Source organism: Agrobacterium sp. 22-209-1 (assembly GCF_053522485.1).
In genome coordinates, this window is the sequence record NZ_JBNWCH010000001.1 from 747,011 (window position 1) to 767,546 (window position 20,536).

23 protein-coding genes are annotated in these 20,536 nt (G+C 60.2%); 12 read left to right on the forward strand and 11 right to left on the reverse strand.

Annotated elements, in window-relative coordinates:
* The 5 genes from ACQZ48_RS03505 to ACQZ48_RS03525 are packed head-to-tail and all read left to right on the forward strand — an operon-like array spanning position 1 to position 5,347.
* Positions 1-858, forward strand: a complete 858-nt coding sequence (locus ACQZ48_RS03505) for an IclR family transcriptional regulator (RefSeq protein WP_448728538.1) — start codon at positions 1-3, stop codon at positions 856-858.
* Entirely contained in the window at positions 855-2,024 is a 1,170-nt protein-coding gene (locus tag ACQZ48_RS03510; RefSeq protein WP_077984871.1) for an acetyl-CoA acetyltransferase, read from the forward strand. Before ACQZ48_RS03505 ends, ACQZ48_RS03510 begins: the two co-directional genes overlap by 4 nt.
* Positions 2,021-3,646, forward strand: a complete 1,626-nt coding sequence (locus ACQZ48_RS03515) for an acyl-CoA synthetase (RefSeq protein WP_173991093.1) — start codon at positions 2,021-2,023, stop codon at positions 3,644-3,646. Before ACQZ48_RS03510 ends, ACQZ48_RS03515 begins: the two co-directional genes overlap by 4 nt.
* Before the next feature lie 31 nt (positions 3,647-3,677).
* Positions 3,678-4,457, forward strand: coding sequence for an SDR family NAD(P)-dependent oxidoreductase (locus ACQZ48_RS03520; protein ID WP_173991095.1), 780 nt, complete (start codon positions 3,678-3,680; stop codon positions 4,455-4,457).
* Entirely contained in the window at positions 4,454-5,347 is an 894-nt protein-coding gene (locus ACQZ48_RS03525; protein ID WP_173991097.1) for a PCC domain-containing protein, read from the forward strand. Before ACQZ48_RS03520 ends, ACQZ48_RS03525 begins: the two co-directional genes overlap by 4 nt.
* Before the next feature lie 38 nt (positions 5,348-5,385).
* Here ACQZ48_RS03525 and ACQZ48_RS03530 read toward each other — a convergent pair whose 3' ends face one another.
* Positions 5,386-5,793: a PPC domain-containing DNA-binding protein gene (locus ACQZ48_RS03530; RefSeq protein WP_198939105.1), complete on the reverse strand. Its 408-nt coding sequence runs from the start codon at positions 5,791-5,793 to the stop codon at positions 5,386-5,388.
* Positions 5,780-6,346 (reverse strand): DUF296 domain-containing protein, encoded by a 567-nt coding sequence (locus ACQZ48_RS03535; RefSeq protein WP_448728539.1) that lies wholly within the window; start codon positions 6,344-6,346, stop codon positions 5,780-5,782. The genes ACQZ48_RS03530 and ACQZ48_RS03535 overlap by 14 nt, the downstream gene beginning before the upstream one ends.
* Positions 6,347-6,507: 161 nt before the next feature.
* Here ACQZ48_RS03535 and ACQZ48_RS03540 point away from each other — a divergent pair, with 161 nt between their 5' ends.
* Positions 6,508-6,993 (forward strand): Lrp/AsnC family transcriptional regulator, encoded by a 486-nt coding sequence (locus ACQZ48_RS03540; protein WP_137411389.1) that lies wholly within the window; start codon positions 6,508-6,510, stop codon positions 6,991-6,993.
* An 89-nt stretch (positions 6,994-7,082) separates the two neighbouring features.
* Here the strand turns inward: ACQZ48_RS03540 and ACQZ48_RS03545 are convergent, their stop codons facing one another.
* Positions 7,083-7,238 carry a hypothetical protein gene (locus ACQZ48_RS03545; protein WP_003520354.1) on the reverse strand — a complete coding sequence of 52 codons (156 nt, stop codon included), beginning with the start codon at positions 7,236-7,238 and terminating at the stop codon, positions 7,083-7,085.
* Positions 7,239-7,375: 137 nt separating this feature from the next.
* Between ACQZ48_RS03545 and ACQZ48_RS03550 the strand changes: the two genes are divergently transcribed.
* The 3 genes from ACQZ48_RS03550 to rcdA all read left to right on the forward strand — a co-directional run bounded on the left by ACQZ48_RS03550 (position 7,376) and on the right by rcdA (position 9,772).
* Positions 7,376-8,665, forward strand: coding sequence for an MFS transporter (locus ACQZ48_RS03550; protein WP_077984876.1), 1,290 nt, complete (start codon positions 7,376-7,378; stop codon positions 8,663-8,665).
* Positions 8,662-8,853, forward strand: a complete 192-nt coding sequence (locus tag ACQZ48_RS03555; RefSeq protein ID WP_077984877.1) for a DUF1192 domain-containing protein — start codon at positions 8,662-8,664, stop codon at positions 8,851-8,853. Before ACQZ48_RS03550 ends, ACQZ48_RS03555 begins: the two co-directional genes overlap by 4 nt.
* A gap of 403 nt (positions 8,854-9,256) precedes the next feature.
* Positions 9,257-9,772, forward strand: a complete 516-nt coding sequence (rcdA, locus tag ACQZ48_RS03560; protein WP_077984878.1) for a protease adaptor protein RcdA — start codon at positions 9,257-9,259, stop codon at positions 9,770-9,772.
* Between the two features lie 149 nt (positions 9,773-9,921).
* Here rcdA and rpmE read toward each other — a convergent pair whose 3' ends face one another.
* Complete coding sequence (rpmE, locus tag ACQZ48_RS03565) at positions 9,922-10,143, reverse strand: 50S ribosomal protein L31 (RefSeq protein WP_003497640.1); 222 nt, start codon at positions 10,141-10,143, stop codon at positions 9,922-9,924.
* A gap of 261 nt (positions 10,144-10,404) precedes the next feature.
* Here rpmE and ACQZ48_RS03570 point away from each other — a divergent pair, with 261 nt between their 5' ends.
* A complete protein-coding gene (locus ACQZ48_RS03570) occupies positions 10,405-12,204 on the forward strand; it encodes an ABC transporter transmembrane domain-containing protein (RefSeq protein WP_448728540.1) in 1,800 nt (599 codons plus the stop codon).
* 1 nt (position 12,205) lies between these two features.
* On the opposite strand, the gene ACQZ48_RS03575 is transcribed toward ACQZ48_RS03570, so the two are convergent.
* The 6 genes from ACQZ48_RS03575 to ACQZ48_RS03600 all read right to left on the reverse strand — a co-directional run bounded on the left by ACQZ48_RS03575 (position 12,206) and on the right by ACQZ48_RS03600 (position 18,922).
* The gene (locus ACQZ48_RS03575; RefSeq protein WP_448728541.1) at positions 12,206-13,852 is read right to left on the reverse strand and encodes an FAD-binding dehydrogenase; all 1,647 of its coding nucleotides are present in this window, start codon (positions 13,850-13,852) and stop codon (positions 12,206-12,208) included.
* A gap of 89 nt (positions 13,853-13,941) precedes the next feature.
* Entirely contained in the window at positions 13,942-14,973 is a 1,032-nt protein-coding gene (locus ACQZ48_RS03580) for a peptidoglycan -binding protein (RefSeq protein ID WP_003520358.1), read from the reverse strand.
* A gap of 2 nt (positions 14,974-14,975) precedes the next feature.
* Positions 14,976-15,992, reverse strand: coding sequence for a flagellar motor protein MotA (locus ACQZ48_RS03585; RefSeq protein WP_448728542.1), 1,017 nt, complete (start codon positions 15,990-15,992; stop codon positions 14,976-14,978).
* Positions 15,993-16,194: 202 nt separating this feature from the next.
* Positions 16,195-16,995 (reverse strand): inositol monophosphatase family protein, encoded by an 801-nt coding sequence (locus ACQZ48_RS03590; RefSeq protein ID WP_077984894.1) that lies wholly within the window; start codon positions 16,993-16,995, stop codon positions 16,195-16,197.
* A gap of 164 nt (positions 16,996-17,159) precedes the next feature.
* A complete protein-coding gene (locus ACQZ48_RS03595) occupies positions 17,160-18,260 on the reverse strand; it encodes a tetratricopeptide repeat protein (protein WP_165691328.1) in 1,101 nt (366 codons plus the stop codon).
* An 8-nt stretch (positions 18,261-18,268) separates the two neighbouring features.
* The gene (locus tag ACQZ48_RS03600; RefSeq protein ID WP_077984895.1) at positions 18,269-18,922 is read right to left on the reverse strand and encodes a thiamine phosphate synthase; all 654 of its coding nucleotides are present in this window, start codon (positions 18,920-18,922) and stop codon (positions 18,269-18,271) included.
* A gap of 104 nt (positions 18,923-19,026) precedes the next feature.
* On the opposite strand from ACQZ48_RS03600, the gene ACQZ48_RS03605 reads away from it, so the two are divergent.
* Positions 19,027-19,791, forward strand: a complete 765-nt coding sequence (locus ACQZ48_RS03605; protein ID WP_191216826.1) for a sulfite exporter TauE/SafE family protein — start codon at positions 19,027-19,029, stop codon at positions 19,789-19,791.
* Between the two features lie 100 nt (positions 19,792-19,891).
* Here the strand turns inward: ACQZ48_RS03605 and ACQZ48_RS03610 are convergent, their stop codons facing one another.
* Positions 19,892-20,068, reverse strand: coding sequence for a YdcH family protein (locus tag ACQZ48_RS03610; RefSeq protein ID WP_006314700.1), 177 nt, complete (start codon positions 20,066-20,068; stop codon positions 19,892-19,894).
* 233 nt (positions 20,069-20,301) lie between these two features.
* Between ACQZ48_RS03610 and ACQZ48_RS03615 the strand changes: the two genes are divergently transcribed.
* Positions 20,302-20,505, forward strand: a complete 204-nt coding sequence (locus tag ACQZ48_RS03615; protein ID WP_003497661.1) for a YdcH family protein — start codon at positions 20,302-20,304, stop codon at positions 20,503-20,505.
* Positions 20,506-20,536: the final 31 nt, after the last annotated feature.

The window sequence follows — 20,536 nt, forward strand, 5'->3', positions numbered from 1 at the left end:
ATGGCCACGATGCTTCCCACAGAAAGCGACCTGACGGGCGCGCGCGCGGTAGACCGGGCGCTGGGACTTCTATCGATGGTGGGGCGTCATGCCGAACGCGGTGTGGCGCTTTCGGTCATCGTTACCGAAAGCGGGCTGAACAAGCCCACGGCCCGCCGCCTGCTGCTGGCACTGATCCGCGCAGGCCTGGTGGAGCAGGATGAGGAAACGCGGCGTTATTATCTGGGCGAGGAAGCCTATGTGCTGGGCAGCCTGTCATCGCGCCGTTTCGGCTTGCTGCAGATGGCCCAGGACAGTCTGACGCGCATTTCCCGCCGCACTGAGGATTCGAGCTTCCTTTCCGTGCGCCGCGACACGTTTGCACTGTGCCTTTATCGCGAAGAAGGCACCTGGCCGGTGCGCACCCACGCGCTTCAGGCCGGTTTCGAGCACCCCTTGGGCATAGGCGCGGGATCGCTCGCCATGCTGGCGGCGCTGGCCGACGCCGAGGTGGAAAGCGTCATTGCCGCCAATAGCGGGCTGATCGCCGCGAACTATCCCGGCATCACGCTTGACGGACTGCGCCGCGACGTCGAATTGACGAGAACCAATGGTTATTCGCTCAATCCGGGTCTGATCCTCTCGAATTCCTGGGGTATCGGCTTTGCTATCCGAACCCCGGATGGCGCGGTGGCGGGGGCGTTGAGCATTGCCGCTGTCGACAGCCGCATGCGGCCGGAGCGTCAGCCGGAACTGGCGGCAGTGCTGCGCGAGGAAGTAACCCGCATCGAGACACGCATTGCGGAAATGATGGCCAGCCGCGCCCGCACACGCGGCGAAGGCGACGCGAAACGGCAAACAAGGAGAACGAGCAAATGAGCAAAGCACAGATCGTCGGCTGGGCGCACTCGCCTTTCGGCAAATCGGCCCTTGAAAATACCGAGCAACTGATGGCTTCGGTCGTGGCGCCGGCCATAGACCATGCCGGCGTCGATGTCGGCGATATAGACGGCATTTTCGTCGGCGTGATGAATAACGGTTTCTCGAAGCAGGATTTTCAGGGCGCGCTGGTGGCCATGGGCGATGAGCGCCTCGCCTATACGCCCGCCGTGCGTTTCGAGAACGCCTGCTCGACGGGATCGGCCGCCCTTTACAGCGCCATGGATTTCATCGAGGCGGGACGCGGGCGCATCGCGCTCGTTGTCGGCGCCGAAAAAATGACGGCGCTGCCAACCGCCGAGGTGGGTGAAATCCTTCTATCCGCCTGCTACCGTGCTGAGGAAGCCGATATTTCCGGCGGCTTTGCCGGCCAGTTCGGACGTATCGCTGAGGCCTATTTCCAGCGCTATGGTAATCGTTCCGAAGAACTGGCGATGATCGCCGCCAAGAACCATGCCAATGGCGCGGTCAATCCCTATGCCCATATGCGCAAGGATTTCGGCTTCGATTTCTGCAACACGGTATCGGATAAGAACCCCTATGTCGCAGGCCCCCTGCGCCGCACCGACTGCTCGCTGATCTCCGACGGCGCTGCCGCCATCATTCTGGCCGATGAGGAAACCGCAGCGACACTCAACCGCGCCATCGGTTTCAGGGGCCGCAAGCATGTCAATGACATTCTGGCGCTGAGCCGCCGCGATCCGCTGGCCTTCGAGGGCGCACGCCGCGCCTGGGCAGGTTCGCTGGAACTCGCCGGGGCGACGCTCAACGACCTCTCCTTCGTCGAAACCCATGATTGTTTCACCATTGCCGAACTCATCGAATATGAGGCGATGGGGCTGGCGAAGCCCGGCGAAGGCCATCGGGTGGTGCGCGAAGGCACAGCCCTGAAAACCGGGCGTCTGCCGATCAACCCCTCCGGCGGGCTGAAATCCAAGGGGCATCCGGTCGGGGCGACCGGCGTTTCCATGCATGTCATGGCGGCGATGCAATTGATGGGCGAAGCGGGCGACATGCAGATCCCCGGCGCCTCGCTCGCCGGTGTTTTCAACATGGGAGGGACTGCGGTTGCCAACTATGTCTCGATCATGGAGCGCGTGAAATGACGATACATCCTCCGGGCGGGGTTGCGCCTTCGACCACGCGGGTCATGAACCTCTCGCATTTCCTGACCCAGGCTGCGCGCCGCAACCCTGCCGACATCGGCTTCGTATGGGGTGACAAGAGCTGGACATGGGCTGAAATGGACGCCCGCGTCGATGCGATGGCGATGGCGCTGATGATCGAATTCGGCGTCAGGAAAGGCGACCGCATTCTGGTGCAGTCTTCCAACAACAACCAGATGTTCGAATCCATGTTCGCCTGCTTTCGCGTGGGCGCGGTGTGGGTGCCGACCAATTATCGCCAGTCGCCCGACGAGGTCGCCTATCTGGCGAAAGCCAGCGGCGCACGCGGCATGATCTGCGCCAGCGCTTTTCCCGAGCATGCAAGGGCCAGCCGTGAGGCGACCGCGATCGATTTCACCATCGCCATTGGCACGGCCGAATTCGGCGAGGACTACGATACTATCGTGGCCCGCCATCTGGGTCAGAAAGTGAAAAGCGAGGCGGTGGATCGGGACGATCCCTGCTGGTTCTTCTTCACCTCCGGCACGACGGGCCGGCCCAAGGCTGCGGTGCTGACCCATGGCCAGATGGCCTTTGTCATCACCAACCATCTCTGCGATCTGATGCCCGGCACCGGACCGGGCGACGCTTCCATCGTCGTTGCGCCGCTTTCGCACGGCGCGGGCATTCACCAGCTGGTGCAGGTGGCGCATGGGGCAAAAACGGTGCTTCCGGCCGCGGAAAAGCTCGATGTGCCCGCGGTGTGGGCGCTGATCGAGAAATGGCGCGTCACCAATGCCTTCACCGTGCCGACCATTCTGAAAATGCTGATCGAAGACCCTTCCGTGGATCGTTTCGATCATTCCTCGCTGCGCTACGTTATCTATGCTGGCGCGCCCATGTATCGTGCCGATCAGAAACGGGCACTCGCCAAGCTCGGCCCGGTGCTGGTGCAATATTTCGGCCTCGGCGAAGTGACCGGCAACATCACCGTGCTGCCGCCTTCCTTCCACACCGCCGAAGACGGCCCTGAGGCGCGGATCGGCACCTGCGGTTTTGATCGCACCGGCATGGAAGTGCAAATCCAGAACGATGCGGGCGAGGAGCTTCAGGCCGGTGAAACCGGCGAAATCTGCGTGATCGGTCCCGCTGTTTTCGCGGGTTATTACGATAATCCCGACGCCAATGCCAAAGCGTTCCGCAACGGCTGGTTCCGCACCGGCGATCTTGGCCACCGCGATGAGAACGGGTTCGTATACATCACCGGCCGCGCCTCCGACATGTATATTTCCGGCGGCTCGAACATCTATCCGCGTGAGATCGAGGAGAAAATCCTCATGCACCCGGATATCAGCGAAACAGCGGTTCTGGGCGTGCCGGATGCGGTGTGGGGCGAGGTCGGCGTCGCCGTCTGCGTGGCGCGGGAGGGCGCGGATATCGCCGGCATCGACCTGAAAGCCTATCTCGACGGCAAGATGGCCCGTTACAAGCTGCCGAAAGCCATTGTGTTCTGGGATGCCATGCCAAAATCCGCCTATGGCAAGATCACCAAGAAGATGATCCGCGAGGAGCTGGAAAAGCGCGGCCAGATGCCGGTTTTCGAGGAAAAACTGACCGGCTGAAGGCCGCAACGCATAACCGGGAGGAGACGGTATGACACAGCAGGCGAGAGAGATGAAAGGCGCTGTCGCCATCACCGGCGGCGCATCGGGTATCGGCTTTTCCACGGCGCAGCTGTTGATGGCGCGCGGCTGGCAGCCATGGCTACTGGATCTCAAGCGTGAGGCGCTGGATGCCGCTTGCGGAAAACTCGGCATCGATGCCTCGCGCGGCATCGTCTGCAACGTGGCGGATGAGACGTCTATAGAGGAAGCTTTCACCGCCTTGACGGCAGGCGGCGCGGATCATGCCGTTGATCTGGTGGCCGTCGTCAACAGCGCCGGCATCGGCATCGACAAGCTTTCGGTCGATACCAGCGTGGAAGAATTCCGTCGTATCGTTGACGTTAATCTCGTCGGCAGCTTCGCCGTGGCCCGCACCGCCGCGCGTTACTGGCTGGATCGCGCAATTTCCGGTTCGATCGTCAATATCAGCTCGGTTTCCGGCATGTGCGGCAATCGCGGCCGCAGCGCTTATGGCGCTTCAAAAGGCGGCGTCAATCTTCTGACGATGGTTATGGCGAACGAGCTGGGGCAATCTGGCATTCGCGTCAACGCGATTGCGCCCGGCCCTGTCGATACCCCCCTCACCCAGGCGGTTCATACGGAGAATGTTCGCAGCCAGTGGCACAGCCGCGTTCCCATGCACCGCTATGGCAGGACGGACGAGATCGCCTCTGCCGTGGCGTTCCTTGTGTCGGACGACGCGAGCTACATCAACGGTCAGGTGCTGGCCGTAGACGGTGGCTTCATTACCGCAGGGCTTGCAGTATGACGACAATGCCCCCGGAGGGGCTTCCGCGCAGTATCGTCCATCCGGGGCCGGCAACACCCGAACGTTTCCGCGTCGTCGGTTGCCACGCCCATCCGGTCAGGCTGAATGCCAGACCCGGTGTCTGCGTCAACGAGTCGATTGCAGAAGCCTTTGTCGAACAGGGTTTCGATGGCGGTTATGTCAGACTGAAAAATGTGCCGATGAAGCGGTTGCACTATGTCATGCCCGCGGCCGCCCCCGATGAGGCCCATGCCGCTTGGTATAGCGAGACATTCTCCATGCCGGGAGGCACGATCATCGATGCCGGCCTGCATATGGGGCGACGCGACGGTCAGCCGTTCCTGCACTGCCATGGTTCGTGGAAAAGCGCCGAAGGCGTTCTATCCATGGGGCACTTGCTGCCTTTGGAGTCCGAATTTGCCGGGAAAACACCGCTTGAGGCGCTGGCGCTGGATGGCGCGATCCTGGATGTGCAGAAGGATGAGGAAACCAACTTCCCCCTCTTCACGCCCATCCCGCAGCCGCGCAACCGGAAAGATGCGGGGCTCCGGGCGCTGTTGTGCACCGTGCGGCCCAATACCGATATCTGCACGGCGCTTGAAGCCGCCTGCAAACAATTCGACCTGCGGGAGGCCGAGATCAATGGTATCGGCAGCCTGATTGGTGCGGATTATGAAGACGGAACAAGTCTCACCGCCTATGCCAGCGAAATCCTCATCCGCAATGGCCGCATCCACCCCGCCGCCACGGGTGGCGAACGGGCAATGCTGGATATTGCGATGGTCGATCTTACCACGCAGATCAGCGGCGGGCGGCTGGTGCGCGGCAAGAACCCGGTCTGCGTCACTTTCGAACTGCTTCTAACCGAAACACAGGGGGCGGCCGCATGAGTTGCGCCGTGCAACTCCACCGCCCGCCTTACCGTACCTCACGCCGCCTGCGGTTTCTCCACAGGCAACCATTCTTCCAGCGTCACCTCGAAGGTCATGCATACGGGATTGGCGCCGGCAATGAAGGGACCGCCGTAAACCGCGCCATCGGTGTCAGCGACAACGCCGGTCAGCGCGGCGCGCAGGGAACCATCTGGCTGGGCGCGTACCTCACCGGCAATCGAAACGATTTCAACGGCAGGACCGCTTATCTGCAAAAACGCGCCGCTGCGGGTGCCGAGGCACGCATCCACCAGACTGCCCAGCGCGCCGCGCACGAAGGCGTTGCGGAAACCTTCGGCCAGACACAGTTTCTCGACGCCGAGCACGAGATCTTCATTGGGTGCGATGCGGGCATAGGCCACACGGCCCATGGAGCCGGATTCGACAGTGTTATGCGTGTTCATCGGCGTGCTCCGCGCGGTTCCTGGGTTGAAGAAGGGGAATATTGGTTTCGGGATCGAAGGACTGCTGCAGCACGAAACTGTCGAGCGAAGTCACAAGTGCGGAAATGCCGCCTTCTCCGACGATACAGGATTCCGTCAGCAAATGGCCGCCTTTGACCACACCCGCCGCAGTCCGCATGGCGGCATGGCAATGCACGATCGGCTCGTCCTTCATGCTCCGCCCCAGCGTGGCATTGCCGAAAACCAGCCAGGCCGCCCCCGCGTCGATGGGTTTCGTATAGGCGATGACCGCCCTGCCGGAAGGATCGGGTGGGGCCACGCAATAGGACAGGATGTCGAAATAACCGCCAAGAATGGTCAAAGAGGCATTTTCGATGCCGTTTGCGGCCAAAGACCGCACGATGCCATCGTAAAGGCTGCACCCCGGCGCGATGAACAGCCGCATATGGCGCGCAGACGGCGAGCGCAGGCTGTTGATGCGCACCGGCAAAGAAATACCGGGATGTATCAGCGTTCTCGGCCTTGGAAAATGCTGTTGCCGTGTGGGTGCCATGCCTGCTCCTCCCTGCTGCCTGTACCTTGCAGTACGGTACTCAAAGACCAGCCAAAGGTGCTTTCGAATGGCGGCGCCAAAATGCCCTTCGGAAAACACTTCTTTCGCGAGCGACCCCACGGACGGCAGATTTTTTTGCAATATATTTCAGGGAGACCGGCATGACGAAGCCGCTGGACAGAATTGACCGCAAAATATTGCGGGCCCTGCTGGAGAACGGCAGGCTGAGCAATACGGAGCTATCGGAAAAGGTGGGGCTGTCGCCCAGCCCTTGCTGGCAGCGCGTCAAGCGGCTGGAAGACGAAGGGGTCATTCGCGGTTATACCGCCATTCTCGATCAGGCCCATCTGGGGCTGACCGAAACGGTGATCATCGAGATCATGCTGGACCGCCACGACGATGAGGTTCTGGAACGTTTCGGTGAAGCCATGGCCGCTCTTCCCGAAGTCTTGGAAGCCTATCTGACAACCGGCGAATATGATTATCTCATCAAGGTGGCGGTGGCGGGAACCGCGGGCTACGAGCAGTTTCTGCGCCGCAAGCTTTACAAGATCGAGGGTGTGCGCCACTCCCGCTCCTGTTTCGCGCTTAAATGCCTCAAGCACACATTGTCAGTCGTCCCCGATTCCGGGCCTCCGTCTGCCTGAACGGGTCTGGACAGATACGGGAATGGCGCGGTGGAGAGATTTTCGCACCTTGCCAGCCTTTGAAACCATTCCGACAGGCGGCTTTTGCGTTACGGGCGCAGAAGCAGCGTCACCGACCAGATGACAAAGGCGGCAACCGCGATCTTCCAGCAATCGCCTCTTTTTTTCAGGCCCGGCAGACCGAGCGGCCGGATGATCTGGACCACCATGGCCAGCAGTAAAAAAAGGCCGATCGCCTTCGTCATTTATTGAGCCTTTTCTTTATTTCTGCATCGTCACAGGCTGGACATTTTTACCGTTCACCAGAAGAGTGCAACTCATTCGGGTAACGCCCGTCCTATGACCTGTCCGACCGTCCGTCCGAACGCATGAGAGTGTTTTCATGAGCAGAAATCTTCTACCCGTATTCGCTCTTTTATCCAGCACTCTGTTTCTTTTTCTCGGCAATGGCCTTCAGGGCCTCGTGCTGCCGGTGCGTGGTTCAGCGGAAGGTTATTCCAATGAAATTCTTGGCTTTCTAGGCACCTCCTGGGCGGCGGGGTTCGTCGTTGGCTGCTTTGTCGCGCCCGCCATCGTGCGCCGCGCTGGCCATGTGCGGGCATTCGGGTCCTTCGTGGCGCTGGTGTGCCTGACGGTGCTGATGACCGGCCTTATCATCGACGACACCTCATGGATCGCGCTGCGCGCGCTGACCGGTTTCTGCACGGCCGGAACCTCGATGATCATCGAAAGCTGGCTGAACGAGCGCGCCACCAATGAAAGTCGTGGCATGATCTTCTCGCTTTATATCGCCATCACGCTGCTCGGTGTCGTGGCGGGGCAGATGATCGTGCCGATGGGCGATATCAGCAATACCTCGCTGTTCATGATCTGCGGCATCATTTATTGCATCGCCATTCTGCCGGCCACGCTTTCGAAAGCGGCGAGCCCACAGCCGTTGCAGAAGGTGAAGCTGGATCTGCCGGCCCTTTACCGCAACTCACCGGTCTCTTTCGTCGGCATCCTGATGATCGGCATTGCCAACGGCGCTTACGGTACGCTCGGCGCCGTCTTCGGTGCGCGGGCAGGGCTGGATCCGACCATGATCGCGATCATGGTGTCCGTCACGATTTTCGTGGGTGCGCTGGCGCAATTTCCCGCAGGCCGGCTTTCAGACCGGATAGACCGCCGCTACGTGCTGGCCGGGCTGGCCGGGGTTGGCGCTGTCGCGGGCCTGGCCGTCGCGGCCGTGCAGCCGCATGATGTCTATGTGCTCATCCCCATGATCGCCATTTACGGTGCCGCCGCCAACGCGCTTTATCCCATCGCCGTGGCCCATGCCAACGACTTTGCCGCATCGGAAGACTTCGTCAAGGTTTCCGGTGGCCTGCTTCTGCTTTACGGCATCGGCACCATCATCGGCCCGACGTTCGGCGGCGCGATCATGACCTATTCCGGCCCCTATGCGCTGTTCCTGGTGACGGCTGTGGCGCATCTGCTCATCACCGCCTACGCCATCATCAGAAGCCGCCGGCGCGCTGCGCTTTCAACCGAGGAAAAAGACAATTTCTCGACGATGATGCCAACAACACCCTCACCGCTCGTGACGCCGGAAAGTATTGCGCTTGACCCGCGCGCGCCGCAATATCCAGACGACGATGGCGATTATGTAGAAAAAGGAGCAGGTATATGAGCCTCTTTGACGATGACCGTCCTCAAAAACCGGCAGCGCATGAGATTGGCGGCGATCTCAGCCTTCTTTCGGTGGACGAGTTGAGCAGCCGTATCGATCTTCTGCAAGCCGAAATCATCCGACTCGAGGAGGAGAGGACACGGAAATCCGCCGGAAGACAGGCGGCGGAAAATCTCTTCCGATCCTGATGCGCGCTTCAGAATAGACACGCGACTGCACTTCCGCCACCGTAAGATAAGGCTCCGCCAGTATCCGAACATGAATACTACGGGGCAGTCTTTCGTTTACCATTAACCAAAAATTAAGCTTTCTGAGAGATTACTATACATGTCCAGTTCTTCTGGACCTCAGGCATCTTCTCCATACGGCGAATTGGTCTGATTTTTCTCCCTGTTTTACCTTGAGAGCCGCTTTCGCGGCTCTTTTTTTGCCCGTCGCCGCAATTCGTAAAACTGTGGGTATTAACCCTTCTTTAATAATTGCCTTGCGCATTTCAGGTAAAGATACCATCCTGAAAACACTAAAGGCCGGAACAAAATATCCGGATCGTCGTTGCCTGACAGTGTGGTGCGTGAGCAGGGATTTAAAGAAATGTCGGAACAGGTTTTAAATACCATAAGCTTTGCGGGTCGCGCGGCTGCTTCCAACCAGTTCAAGGCCCTCTATACCGAAGGCATGACCTTGGTTGAGGAAACGGCGAGCTATCTCGATGGAGCTGGCCGCACAGCCTCCAAGGTTCTGCCGCGCATGGCGTCCGTGCTTTACGCGGCGGAGTCGATGCGCCTCACCACCCGCCTGATGCAGATGGCATCCTGGCTGCTGCTTCAGCGGGCCGTGAACAATGGCGAAATGACCCGTGATCAGGTTCTGAGCGAAAAGAACAAGGTGCGACTCGACAGCTTCAACGTCGACCGTAACGCGCCAGGCTGGAACGACCTGCCGGAATCCTTCCGCGATCTTATCGAGCGCTCGCTGCGTCTCCAGAACCGCATCGCCCTGCTCGACCGCGAAATCTATCGCCCGTCCGAAGCTGCCAAGGTGCCGGACAATGAAAACAGCGTGCAGGCGCAGCTTAACCTCCTGCGCACGGCTTTCTCGATCAACTGAGAAAAAACGCCCCTTATCCGGACAATTTGAAAAGCAGGCTCACCGGCCTGCTTTTTTCTTTTGCGTGCTACGCGAGCGCCATCGCCGAAAAATGGCAACAAAAAGCCCGGCAAAACCGGGCTTTTTTAAACGATCCGTCCGCAAGAGGATCAGAGGCCGAGGCCGCCGAAACGCTTGTTGAACTTGGAAACGCGACCACCGCGGTCCATAAGCTGCTGGTTGCCGCCCGTCCATGCCGGATGGGACTTGGGGTCGATTTCAAGGTTCATGACAGCGCCTTCCGAACCCCAGGTGGAGCGGGTTTCGTATTCGGTGCCATCGGTCATGACCACCTTGATCGTGTGATAATCGGGATGGATATCAGCCTTCATGACAATCTTCCTGGTTAAGTGACGTGCGGTCCATTTGCCGCAATTGCGTCAACTGAGCCATTTCAATAAATGAAGCCATAGACCAGATGGGCTATGGCTTCCCAATTCGATGCGGAGCCTATACATGAAGGTCGCCCAGATAACAAGAGCCTGCTATCCCCTTGTGAAAGGAGATAGCCAAAGGGGCGAGAATTTTGCCGTACACCGGAAATTCACCCGTAAAAGGCCCAAAAACAGCAGGGAACGAGGAGCATAGAGAACGTGGCAGACATTGACGAGCAGAAAGCGGCGAAACAGAAAAGCCTGAAGCCGCTTCTTGGCCTGTTTCCCTATCTCCGGCGTTACCGCGGCCTGATGGCGACCGCCCTTTTCGCTCTCGTGCTTTCTTCCGCCACGACACTCGCCCTGCCGCTTGCCGTTCGCCGTATCATCGATCACGGATTCCAGACGCCAGATGGCGGCATGATCAACAGCTATTTCGCCATGCTTCTGGCGATTGCCGTTGTTCTCGCTCTCGCCAGCGCCATGCGTTATTATTACGTCATGACCATCGGCGAAAGGGTCGTCGCCGATCTGCGCCGCGATGTCTTTGCCCACCTTACCACGCTGTCACAGCAGTTTTTCGACAGCAATCGATCCGGCGAACTGACCTCGCGGCTGACCGCCGATACCGTGCAGATTCGCTCGGCTTTTGGCTCGTCCGCCTCGGTGGCGCTGCGCAACATCATCATGTGCTGCGGTGCCGTGGCGATGATGATCTATACCAGCCCCGGCCTTTCCGGCCTTGCGCTGCTTGCCATTCCCTTCATTGTTTTTCCGCTGATCGCCTTCGGGCGCTCGGTTCGCGCCCGCTCCCGAACCACGCAGGACACATTGGCCAATTCCGCCGCCTATGCCTCCGAGACGATCGCGGCGAGCCGCACCGTGCAGTCCTTTAATGCCGAGGTGCTGGCAAATGCCCGTTATGGCGCTTCCGTGGAAGCCGCCTATCAGGGCGCGCGCGCCGCCATCGGCGCACGCTCCATCCTCACCGCCGTCGCCATCGCGCTCGTCTTCGGCAGCGTTGTCGGCATTCTCTGGTATGGCGCCCAAAGCGTCCTGTCGGGCACTATGACGGCCGGTACGCTTGGCCAGTTCGTGCTTTATTCGGTCATCGCGGCAAGCGGACTCGGTCAGCTCTCGGAAGTCTGGGGTGAACTGGCGCAGGCGGGTGGTGCTGCCGAACGGCTTTCCGAACTGCTGAACGAGCGCTCGCCCGTCGCGGAACCCACCTCGCCCGTCGCCATGCCGCAACCGCCGCGCGGCGAAGCCGAATTCGAAAATGTCGATTTCGTCTACCCGCTCGCGGCAGGACGACCAATCGTTTCCGGCCTCTCCTTCAAGGTCAGCGCCGGCGAAACCCTCGCCATCGTCGGGCCTTCCGGCGCCGGCAAGAGCACGGTCTTTTCGCTGCTGATGCGCTTTTACGATCCGCAGCATGGCCGCATCACCGTCGATGGCGCGGATATTCGCGACGTCAGCCTTGCCGATCTACGCGCACGCCTATCCATCGTTCCTCAGGATGTAGCGATATTCGCCTCCTCCATCCACGATAACATTGCCTTCGGCCGGCCGGATGCGACACGCGAGGAGGTGCGCGCCGCCGCCATCGCCGCGCAGGCCGACAGCTTCATCGAACGTCTCGCCAACGGGTATGATACGCAGGTGGGCGAGCGCGGCGTGACGCTATCCGGCGGCCAGCGCCAGCGCATCGCCATTGCCCGCGCCATCCTGCGCAACGCCCCGATCCTGCTTCTCGACGAAGCCACCTCAGCGCTGGATGCGGAAAGCGAAACGCTGGTGCAGAAGGCCCTCGATGAGCTGATGAAAACCCGCACCACCATCGTCATCGCTCATCGTCTCGCCACCGTGCTGAAGGCCGACCGTATTCTGGTGATGGATGAAGGCCGCATCATCGAAGAAGGCACGCATCAGAGCCTCATTCGCCAGGATGGCCTCTATGCGCGGCTTGCCCGACTGCAATTCCAGACCGGGCCGGACGAATTGCGCGCAAAAGTGTGAACTAGCCCAGTACCTTGCGTCCCGCAACGCGGCCTGAAAACAGGCAGCCACCAAGGAATGTGCCCTCCAGCGCATTATAACCATGCATGCCACCGCCGCCGAAACCGGCAACCTCACCGGCGGCATAAAGGCCGGGCACCGGCTCACCCGCGGCGTCCAGTACCCGCGCTTCAAGGTCCGTATGAAGACCGCCGAGCGTCTTGCGCGTCAGCACATGCAACCTTACCGCAATCAGCGGCCCCATTGCCGGATCGAGCAGCCGGTGCGGTTTTGCCGTCCGCATCAGCCGGTCGCCGAGATAACGACGCGCGCCGTGGATGGCCGTTACCTGCGCATCCTTGCTGAAACCGTTTTCTACTTCGCGGTCGCGTGCCTCTATCTGCCGGCGGATATGCTCTATATGCAGCCGGTCGTCGCCGCTGACGGCATTCATCGCCGTCACGAGTTCTTCGAGCGTATCCCGAACGACGAAATCTTCGCCGCGCTCCATGAAGGCACGCACCGGCCCCGGCGGTTCCTTGCCCAGTCTTTTGAGCAGCAGCCTTATATCCTTGCCGGTCAGATCCGGATTCTGCTCCGAGCCTGAAAGCGCAAATTCCTTCTTGATGATCGCCTTGGTCAGAATGAACCAGCTATGGCCGCTGCCGCGTTCGCCCAGCATTTTTAGCGTACCGAGCGTATCGAAACCCGGCATGGCGGGGGCGGCGAGGCGGTTTCCATCCGCATCGCACCAGAAGGACGAGGGACCGGGCAGGATGCGGATACCGTGATCCGGCCAGATCTGATCGTGGTTCTTCACGCCCTCGGTATAATGCCACATGCGGTCACGATTGATGACGGCTCCGCCGGCCGTTTCCGTAATGGCGATCATGCGGCCATCCACATGCGCGGGAACACCGCAGACCATGCTCGCGGGAGGCTCGCCCAGCCGTTCCACCGGCCAGTTGCGCCGCACCAGTTCCTGATTGCCGCCGATTCCGCCGGAACTGACGATGACCGCCGCAGCGGAGAGGGTAAAATCGCCCTGCTGTTCCCGACTGCTCTCCTGCCCGCGTTGTACCGGGTCGGACGCTAGAATCGCACCCGAAACGCCGGTCACCCGGCGGTCTGCGATCTCCAGACGATCAACCCGGTGGCGAAAGCGGAAAGTCAGCCGGCCGGTTTCTGCCATGGCCTTCGCCTTTTCGATGAAGGGTGCAAGTACGCCCGGACCCGTGCCCCATGTGACATGGAAACGCGGAACGGAATTGCCGTGGCCGTGGGCGAGGCTCCCGCCGCGCTCGGCCCAGCCGACAACGGGAAACCAGCGCATGCCCATGCGGTGCAGCCATTCGCGTTTCTCACCGGCGGCAAAATCGAGATAGGCCTCCGCCCAGCGGCGCGGCCAATAATCCTCCGGACGGTCGAAACCGGCCGAACCGAGCCAGTCCTGTCTTGCAAGATCAAGACTGTCTCGCACCCGCATCCGGCGCTGCTCGGGACTGTCGACGAAAAACAGACCACCCAGCGACCAGAAGGCCTGCCCGCCAAGGTTCTGCTCGCCCTCCTGATCCAAGACGCAGACGCTGAAACCCCGCTCAGCCGCCTCGGTTGCCGAAACGAGGCCGGCAAGCCCCGCGCCGACAACGATCACGTCATAGACGTCCATCAGCCCCTCCCAGATATGACGGAATTACTTTTACGCGAACGTAAATTTTCTTTCACCAGAAGGCAACCGCGATGACGCGGCCCGCGATTTCAACGCTCTGTGAGCTTGAGTTCGATACGGCGGTTCTGCTGCCGTGCTTCCGGCGTATCGCCTTCGGCAATTGGCTGATATTCGCCGAAACCGGCGGCGACGAGCCGGTTTGCCGGCACGCCCTTGGAGATCAGGAATTTCACCACCGAGGTGGCGCGGGCCGAGGAAAGCTCCCAATTGTCACGGTAACGGCCGGAACCGGAAAGCTGGACATTGTCCGTATGACCATCCACACGCAGGACCCAGTTTATCTCCGCCGGAATTTCCTTGGCGAGATCGAGCAGCGCGACCGCCAGCTTCTCCATCTCCGCCTGCCCTTCCGGATTGAGTTCATTGCCACCGGATGGGAAGAGCACTTCGGACTGGAAGACAAAACGGTCACCGACGATGCGAATATTTTCGCGGTCCGAAAGGATTTCGCGCAGTCGCCCGAAGAAATCGGAGCGATAGCGGTTCAGTTCCTGCACCCGCTGCGCCAGCGCAACATTGAGCCGCCGGCCAAGATCGGCGATCTTGACCTGAGAAGAGGCGTCCTTGGCTTCCGAGGCCTGAAGCGCGGCTTCCACCGAGGCGATCTGCGCTCTCAGCGCCGCAATCTGCTGGTTGAGCAATTCGATCTGCGCGGACGCGCGGGAATTGGCCTGCCGCTGTTCGTCCAGTTCGCCGGTCAGGCTGCCGATCCGCGCATTGGCGTTCGCATTGCTTCCCGATCCCGCATCGAGAAGCGCCTGCAGTCGGGAACGCTCATTTTCGGATGCAGCAAGGGTGGATTGCAGGCTGGCAAGCGCGTCCTCAATATCCTGCTTATTGCCTTTTTCCATGGCCAGAAGTTCGGTCAGTTCGGCAATCTGGCTGTTGAGACGCGTCAGCACCTCATCCTTGCCGGTGATTTCCCGTGATAGAACGAATTGCGCCAGCACGAAAACCGTGAGCAGAAACATGATGGCCATGAGCAAGGTCGACAGCGCATCGACAAACCCCGGCCAATAATCCACACCCCTGTCGCGGCGGCGGTTGCGCGCAAGCGCCATGGCTACTCGCTCCCGTTATCGTGCCGAATGCGTCCGGAAGACTTCGTATCGCTGTCGATCCGCTCTGACAGCCGGTCGAGCGTGCGGCGGAGCGATTTCGATTCTTCCTGCTGCGCCTCGATCCAGTCACGCAGCATCTGCTGTTCGCTGCGCATGTTCTTGACCAGGCCTTGAATGCCTTCGGCAAGGCTGGTCATGGCCGCAAGCGAGCGCTCGGTACTGACAACGGCGCCGGATTCGCCCTTGAACTCCCTCGGCCCTTCCGTCGTATCCGTCACCGAGGAAAGCCAGTTTTCAAGCTGTGTATAGAAACGGTTCTGGGCGCGACCGGCCTGAAGATCGAGGAAACCGAGAATAAGCGAACCCGAAAGACCGAGCAGCGACGAGGAAAACGCCGTTCCCATGCCCGAAAGAGGAGCAGTCAGGCCGGCCTTGAGAGAGCCAAGAATGTCGTTGCTGTCGCCGGCGCTCGGATCGAGCGACTGGATGACATTGCTGATCGCGCCGATGGTGCCGATGAGGCCCCAGAAGGTGCCGAGCAAGCCGAGAAACACCAGCAGGCCGACAAGATAACGCGATGTATCACGGGTCTCGTCGAGGCGCGTCGCAATGGAATCGAGGATCGTCCGCTGCGTAACGGCGGAAAGCCGGACTTCGCCGCGCTTGCCGATCAGCGTGCTCATCGGCGCGAGCAGCTTGGGCGCACGGCCAACTTTGTCGACGCTGCCGGCAGCGCGGAAGGCATTGAACCAGCTGACTTCCGAGCGCAGGCTCATCGTCTGCGTAAACACCAGAATGATGCCGATGGCCAGCACGCCTAGAATGAAGCCGTTGAGCCCCGGATTGGACATGAAGGCGGTGTGGGCCTGCCGGTAAAGAATGGCCGCCAGAAAGCCCACAAGGATCAGAAACAGAACCATCGTCCAGAGAAACGGTGTCGGACTGGACAGCTTGTGACTGTATTGCCGTGTGGTCACCGGTTTCTCGACGCCAAGATCGAGCAGCTCCGAATCCGCCATAACGTTCGCATTCCCTCTGGTCAGGTATCCAGCGGAAGCTATTTGAAAATTGCGACGATTTGAAGCGAAAAGCCGGTCTTTCGTCACAGGCGTTTTTGGGAAAATGTGTGAGCACCCGGCAATGGAAAACAAAAAACACCCGGCGAACATCCGCCGGGCGTCTAAAACTTGCAGAAACGGCAGGTTTTCCGTCGAAAACCCGTCAGCGGCCCGGGATCGGACGGTTGGCGACCTCAACGAGCGCCTTGTGGATATATTCGTTGCCGGCAGCGACGGAGCTGCTGCCGAAGATATCCGCGCCGCCCTTGATATCGGAAGCGAAACCGCCGGCTTCACGAATCAGCACCAGGCCTGCGGCCATGTCCCATGGCGAAAGATCAGCTTCCCAGTAACCGTCGAGACGGCCAGCAGCGACATAAGCGAGATCGAGCGAAGCCGCACCCATGCGGCGGATGCCGGCTGCCTCACCCATCACGTGGCGAAGTTCGACAAGGAACTTGCCGTGATTGCCACGGCCGAGATGCGGAACGCCGCAGCCGATGACGCAATCGGTCAGCGCCTTGCGCGCAGCGACGCGGATGCGGCGATCGTTGAGGAACGCGCCGCCGCCGCGCTCGGCGGTGTAGAGTTCGTCGGTGGCCGGATTGAAGATCACGCCGGCGACGACTTCACCATTACGCTCGAGCGCGATGGAAACCGCGAAATGCGGAATGCCGTGCAGGAAGTTGGTGGTGCCATCCAGCGGATCGACGATCCAGCGATGTGCGCCGTCCGTGCCCTTTTCCTCGCCGCCTTCTTCACCCAGGAAGTCGTAGGTCGGGCGGGCCTTCATCAATTCGTCACGCACGATCTTCTCGGCTTTCAGATCCGCCTGCGAAACGAAATCGCTCGGTCCCTTGACCGAGACCTGAAGGTTCTGCACTTCACCGAAGTCACGCGACAAAGACTTACCCGCCTTGATGGCGGCCTGAACCATGACATTGAGAAGGGCTGAACGGGCCATCGATGTTGTTTCCTGGAAAGCTTGCGAACCGCCCGGAAGCTCACCGGGCAGGCACGTCATTATTTTCTTGAATTGAAAGTTTGCGGTTCAAGACCACAAAACGCGCGGAAATTCAAGGCAAAAAGCCCATGGGTCAATGCCAGCGCAGGAAGGCTACCCTTCCATCACGTCGGGCGGAAACGATTTGCGGCCTCAATCGCCTTCTTCTGCTGCTCGTCGGTGATGCCGAGATAGAAGTCCTCGAGAGACGGATCCTTCAGGCCGGCGCGGCGGGAAAGCACATACCATTTGGCCGCCTCCACGGGATCCGGCCTCGTACCGAGCGCCTGAATGTAAAGATGCGCCACCTTGTTCTGCGCCACGACATTGCCGCGCTGCGCCGCGCCGTAGAGCCAGCGGAAACCCTCATCCAGATTGCGCTCGCCGCCGAACCCATTGACCAGCCAGATGCCGAGATCGACCTGCGCGGTATCGTATCCAGCTTTCGCGGCCCGCGTCAGCCAGTCCCGCGCCTTTGCCTTTTTCTCGGCCGGCACATCCTTGAGCGACCAGTAAATCTGCGACACAGCATATTGCGCATCGGCAATGCCCTGTTCGGCGGATTTTTCATAGAACGGCAAAGCCATGAGCAGGCCCTTGGCTCCGGGATTTTCCGAAACCAGTATCTGGCCCCAGTTGAACTGGGCGGAGGCGTTGCCGGCTTCCGCCGCACGGCGCATGAAATCGTCGGCCTTCGTCTTGTCGCGGGTGACGAATTTGCCTTCCATCAGAATCAGCGCGAATTTGAACATGGCGACGGGATCGCCACCCTCAGCCGCCTGCTGGTACCAGAAAGCAGCGGTCTTCTCGTCACGGGCGATGCCCAGACCACGCGACATCATTTCCGCCACCAGCGTCTGGGCAGGTGCGTCACCGTTCTGCGCGCGGTTCAGCGCCTTGTCGAGCGCCTGCACATATTCGCCGCGCTGGAAATGCCCGTAAGCTTCGTCCACCCGGCCCTTGAATTCTTTTTCAGGCGGCAGCGCCGGCAATTCCGCGCCCATGCGCTGATAGACGTTCACCCCCGCAGACGGCTGCAAGTCCTTCTGCTCTTCGGATTGCACCCTGCCCTGACGGGTCGGCTGAGCCTCGTTTTCCAGCTGGCGGGACAGCGCATTGCTTTCGCTCTGCGGCCCGGACTGGGCAAAAGCAACACCCGCCGGCGCGCCGAAAGCGAGCGCCAGCAGTGAAACGGAAAGGCAGAGGTGAACCGAGCGCATGATCATCGCCTGTATCAACCGCCAAACCGTGGCGCTTTTTCGTCAAGCAGGGCGTTGATTTCAGAAACGGCCTGGGCGGCGCCACCGGCATTTTCAAAAACGCCGCTGCGCATGGCCACGAACTCCACCCCGGTTTCGGCCACGGCAACAACCGAGGACACATCGGCGCCACCCATGACGATGGCCGGGATTTCGATCATCGAGGCCCACCATTCGCCGAGCGCCAGGTTTTTGGGATGCGCTTCCGGCTTGATGTCGCCTTCGAGCTTTCCAAAAAACATGTAATCCGGATTGGCCTCGCCCTGCTCCAGCGCCTTATGGCGGTCGTCCGCATTGCCGCCGCCGACGATGAGCTTCGGCGTGAATTTTTCCACGGCCTCCGCAAGCGCCTCGCCATTACCGACCACATGCAGGCCATCCGCCTTCACGCGGCCGGCAATGCGGCTGTCACCGGCGATGAGCGCCGCCGCACCCGCCTTCTGGACGACGGGCACGATCAGTTCGGCGCGTTTCTGGAAAGCGGCGTCATCCAGACCATATTGCGGAATGATGACGGAAGCGACATCACCGCCCCGCAATGCGTTTTCCACCTCTTTAGCCTGCTTTTGCGCATCGTCCGATTGCGGAACGATCAGGACAAGGCGGCAACGGTCTTCAACTAGGGTCATCGATTCGTCCATTTCAGACAGAAGACGCTTGCTGCGCAATCTGCACTCGTTTTCATATGACAAATCCGATAAACCGGACCGGCGAAAGGATCAACCGTCCATCCATGCTCACCGATTTTCATTTTTATCTCGTCGCCATTCCCGCAGTCGTTCTCGTCGGCCTTTCCAAGGGAGGGCTGGGCGGCGCGCTGGCGCTGATGGGCGTTCCTTTGATGGCGCTTGCCGTATCGCCGGTGCAGGCGGCGGCCATCTTTCTGCCGATCCTGATCGTCATGGATATCGTGGCGCTTTTTGCCTGGCGGCACTACAACCACCGGGAAACGCTCCTCATCATGCTGCCGGGGGCTATTGCCGGCATCGCGCTGGGCTGGGCGACCTCAAGCCTCGTTTCCGCAGACGCCATGCGCCTTGTTGTCGCCTCGGTCACGATCCTGTTCGTGCTGCGTTATTTCTATGAAAGCTTCAAAAGCCGCAAGGGCCGGGAAATCCCGGCCAAGCCACAAAGACCGGCGGCTGCGACCCTCTGGTCCGGTCTGTCCGGTTATGCCAGTTTCGTGGCCCATGCGGGCGGCCCGCCCTTCCAGATCTACGTTCTGCCGCTGAAGCTCGATCCAAAGACCTATACCGGCATGAGCGTGCGGTTCTTCGCCATCATGAACGCGATCAAGCTCATTCCCTATTTCGCGCTCGGCGCACTGGACGCCACCAACCTCAAGACATCGGCAAGCCTGTTGCCGGTGGCGATGCTGGCGACGCTTGCCGGCGCCAAGGTGGTGAAATATCTGAAACCCGCGGTGTTTTACCCGCTCATGTACGCCATGGCGCTGATTGCGGCGCTTAAACTGCTGTGGGACGGACTGCCGCTCTAGATTCGGCAATAAAAAGCTCTGGCAGCAGGTTTTCGCCGCCAGAGCTTGAAACGCTCAGACCGTGGCCCTTCATTCATCGAGAGCCGCGGCCTGGCATAAATTAATGTCTCGTCGAGGCCTTGAGCCTCTGCAGTTCATCCTTCAGGCGCAGTTTTCGACGTTTAAGGTCCGCGATCTCTTTGTCGTCAGACGACGGGGAAGCAAGAATACTTTCGAGCTCCTCCTCCAGAGCACCGTGTTTCTTTTCGAGCGATGCAATATGAGCCTGAATGGTCATGCGGCACGTCCTTCCTTTTTGAACCTACCTCCAGCTCTCCATCGCTGGAGTTTCAGGTTTACGACGGCAATGTGACACGGATCGCGCCGCTTGTCGAAGGCGAAATGAAGGCAATAAGTGGGCAATTTGGTCGCAAGGGATAACTTCCCGTTACCGCGATTTGATGATAGAGCCTCGTGAACGATCACATACGCGCCGGAGCCGATCCGGCGGCATAAAATGGGGATGACGAGATGCCCGATCAGGACCAGGCGGACATCAGGCTCACGCTGGCGCGGCTGCGCCAGGAGCATGAGGATTACGACGCGGCGATCAACGCGATGATCCAGACCAGCTGCGATGCGCTGAGAATACAGCGCATGAAAAAAAAGAAGCTGGCCGTCAAGGACAAGATGACCCAGCTTGAAGATCAGGTCATTCCCGATATCATCGCCTGAGCCCGGAGACATTACGTGACAGCAGAAACGC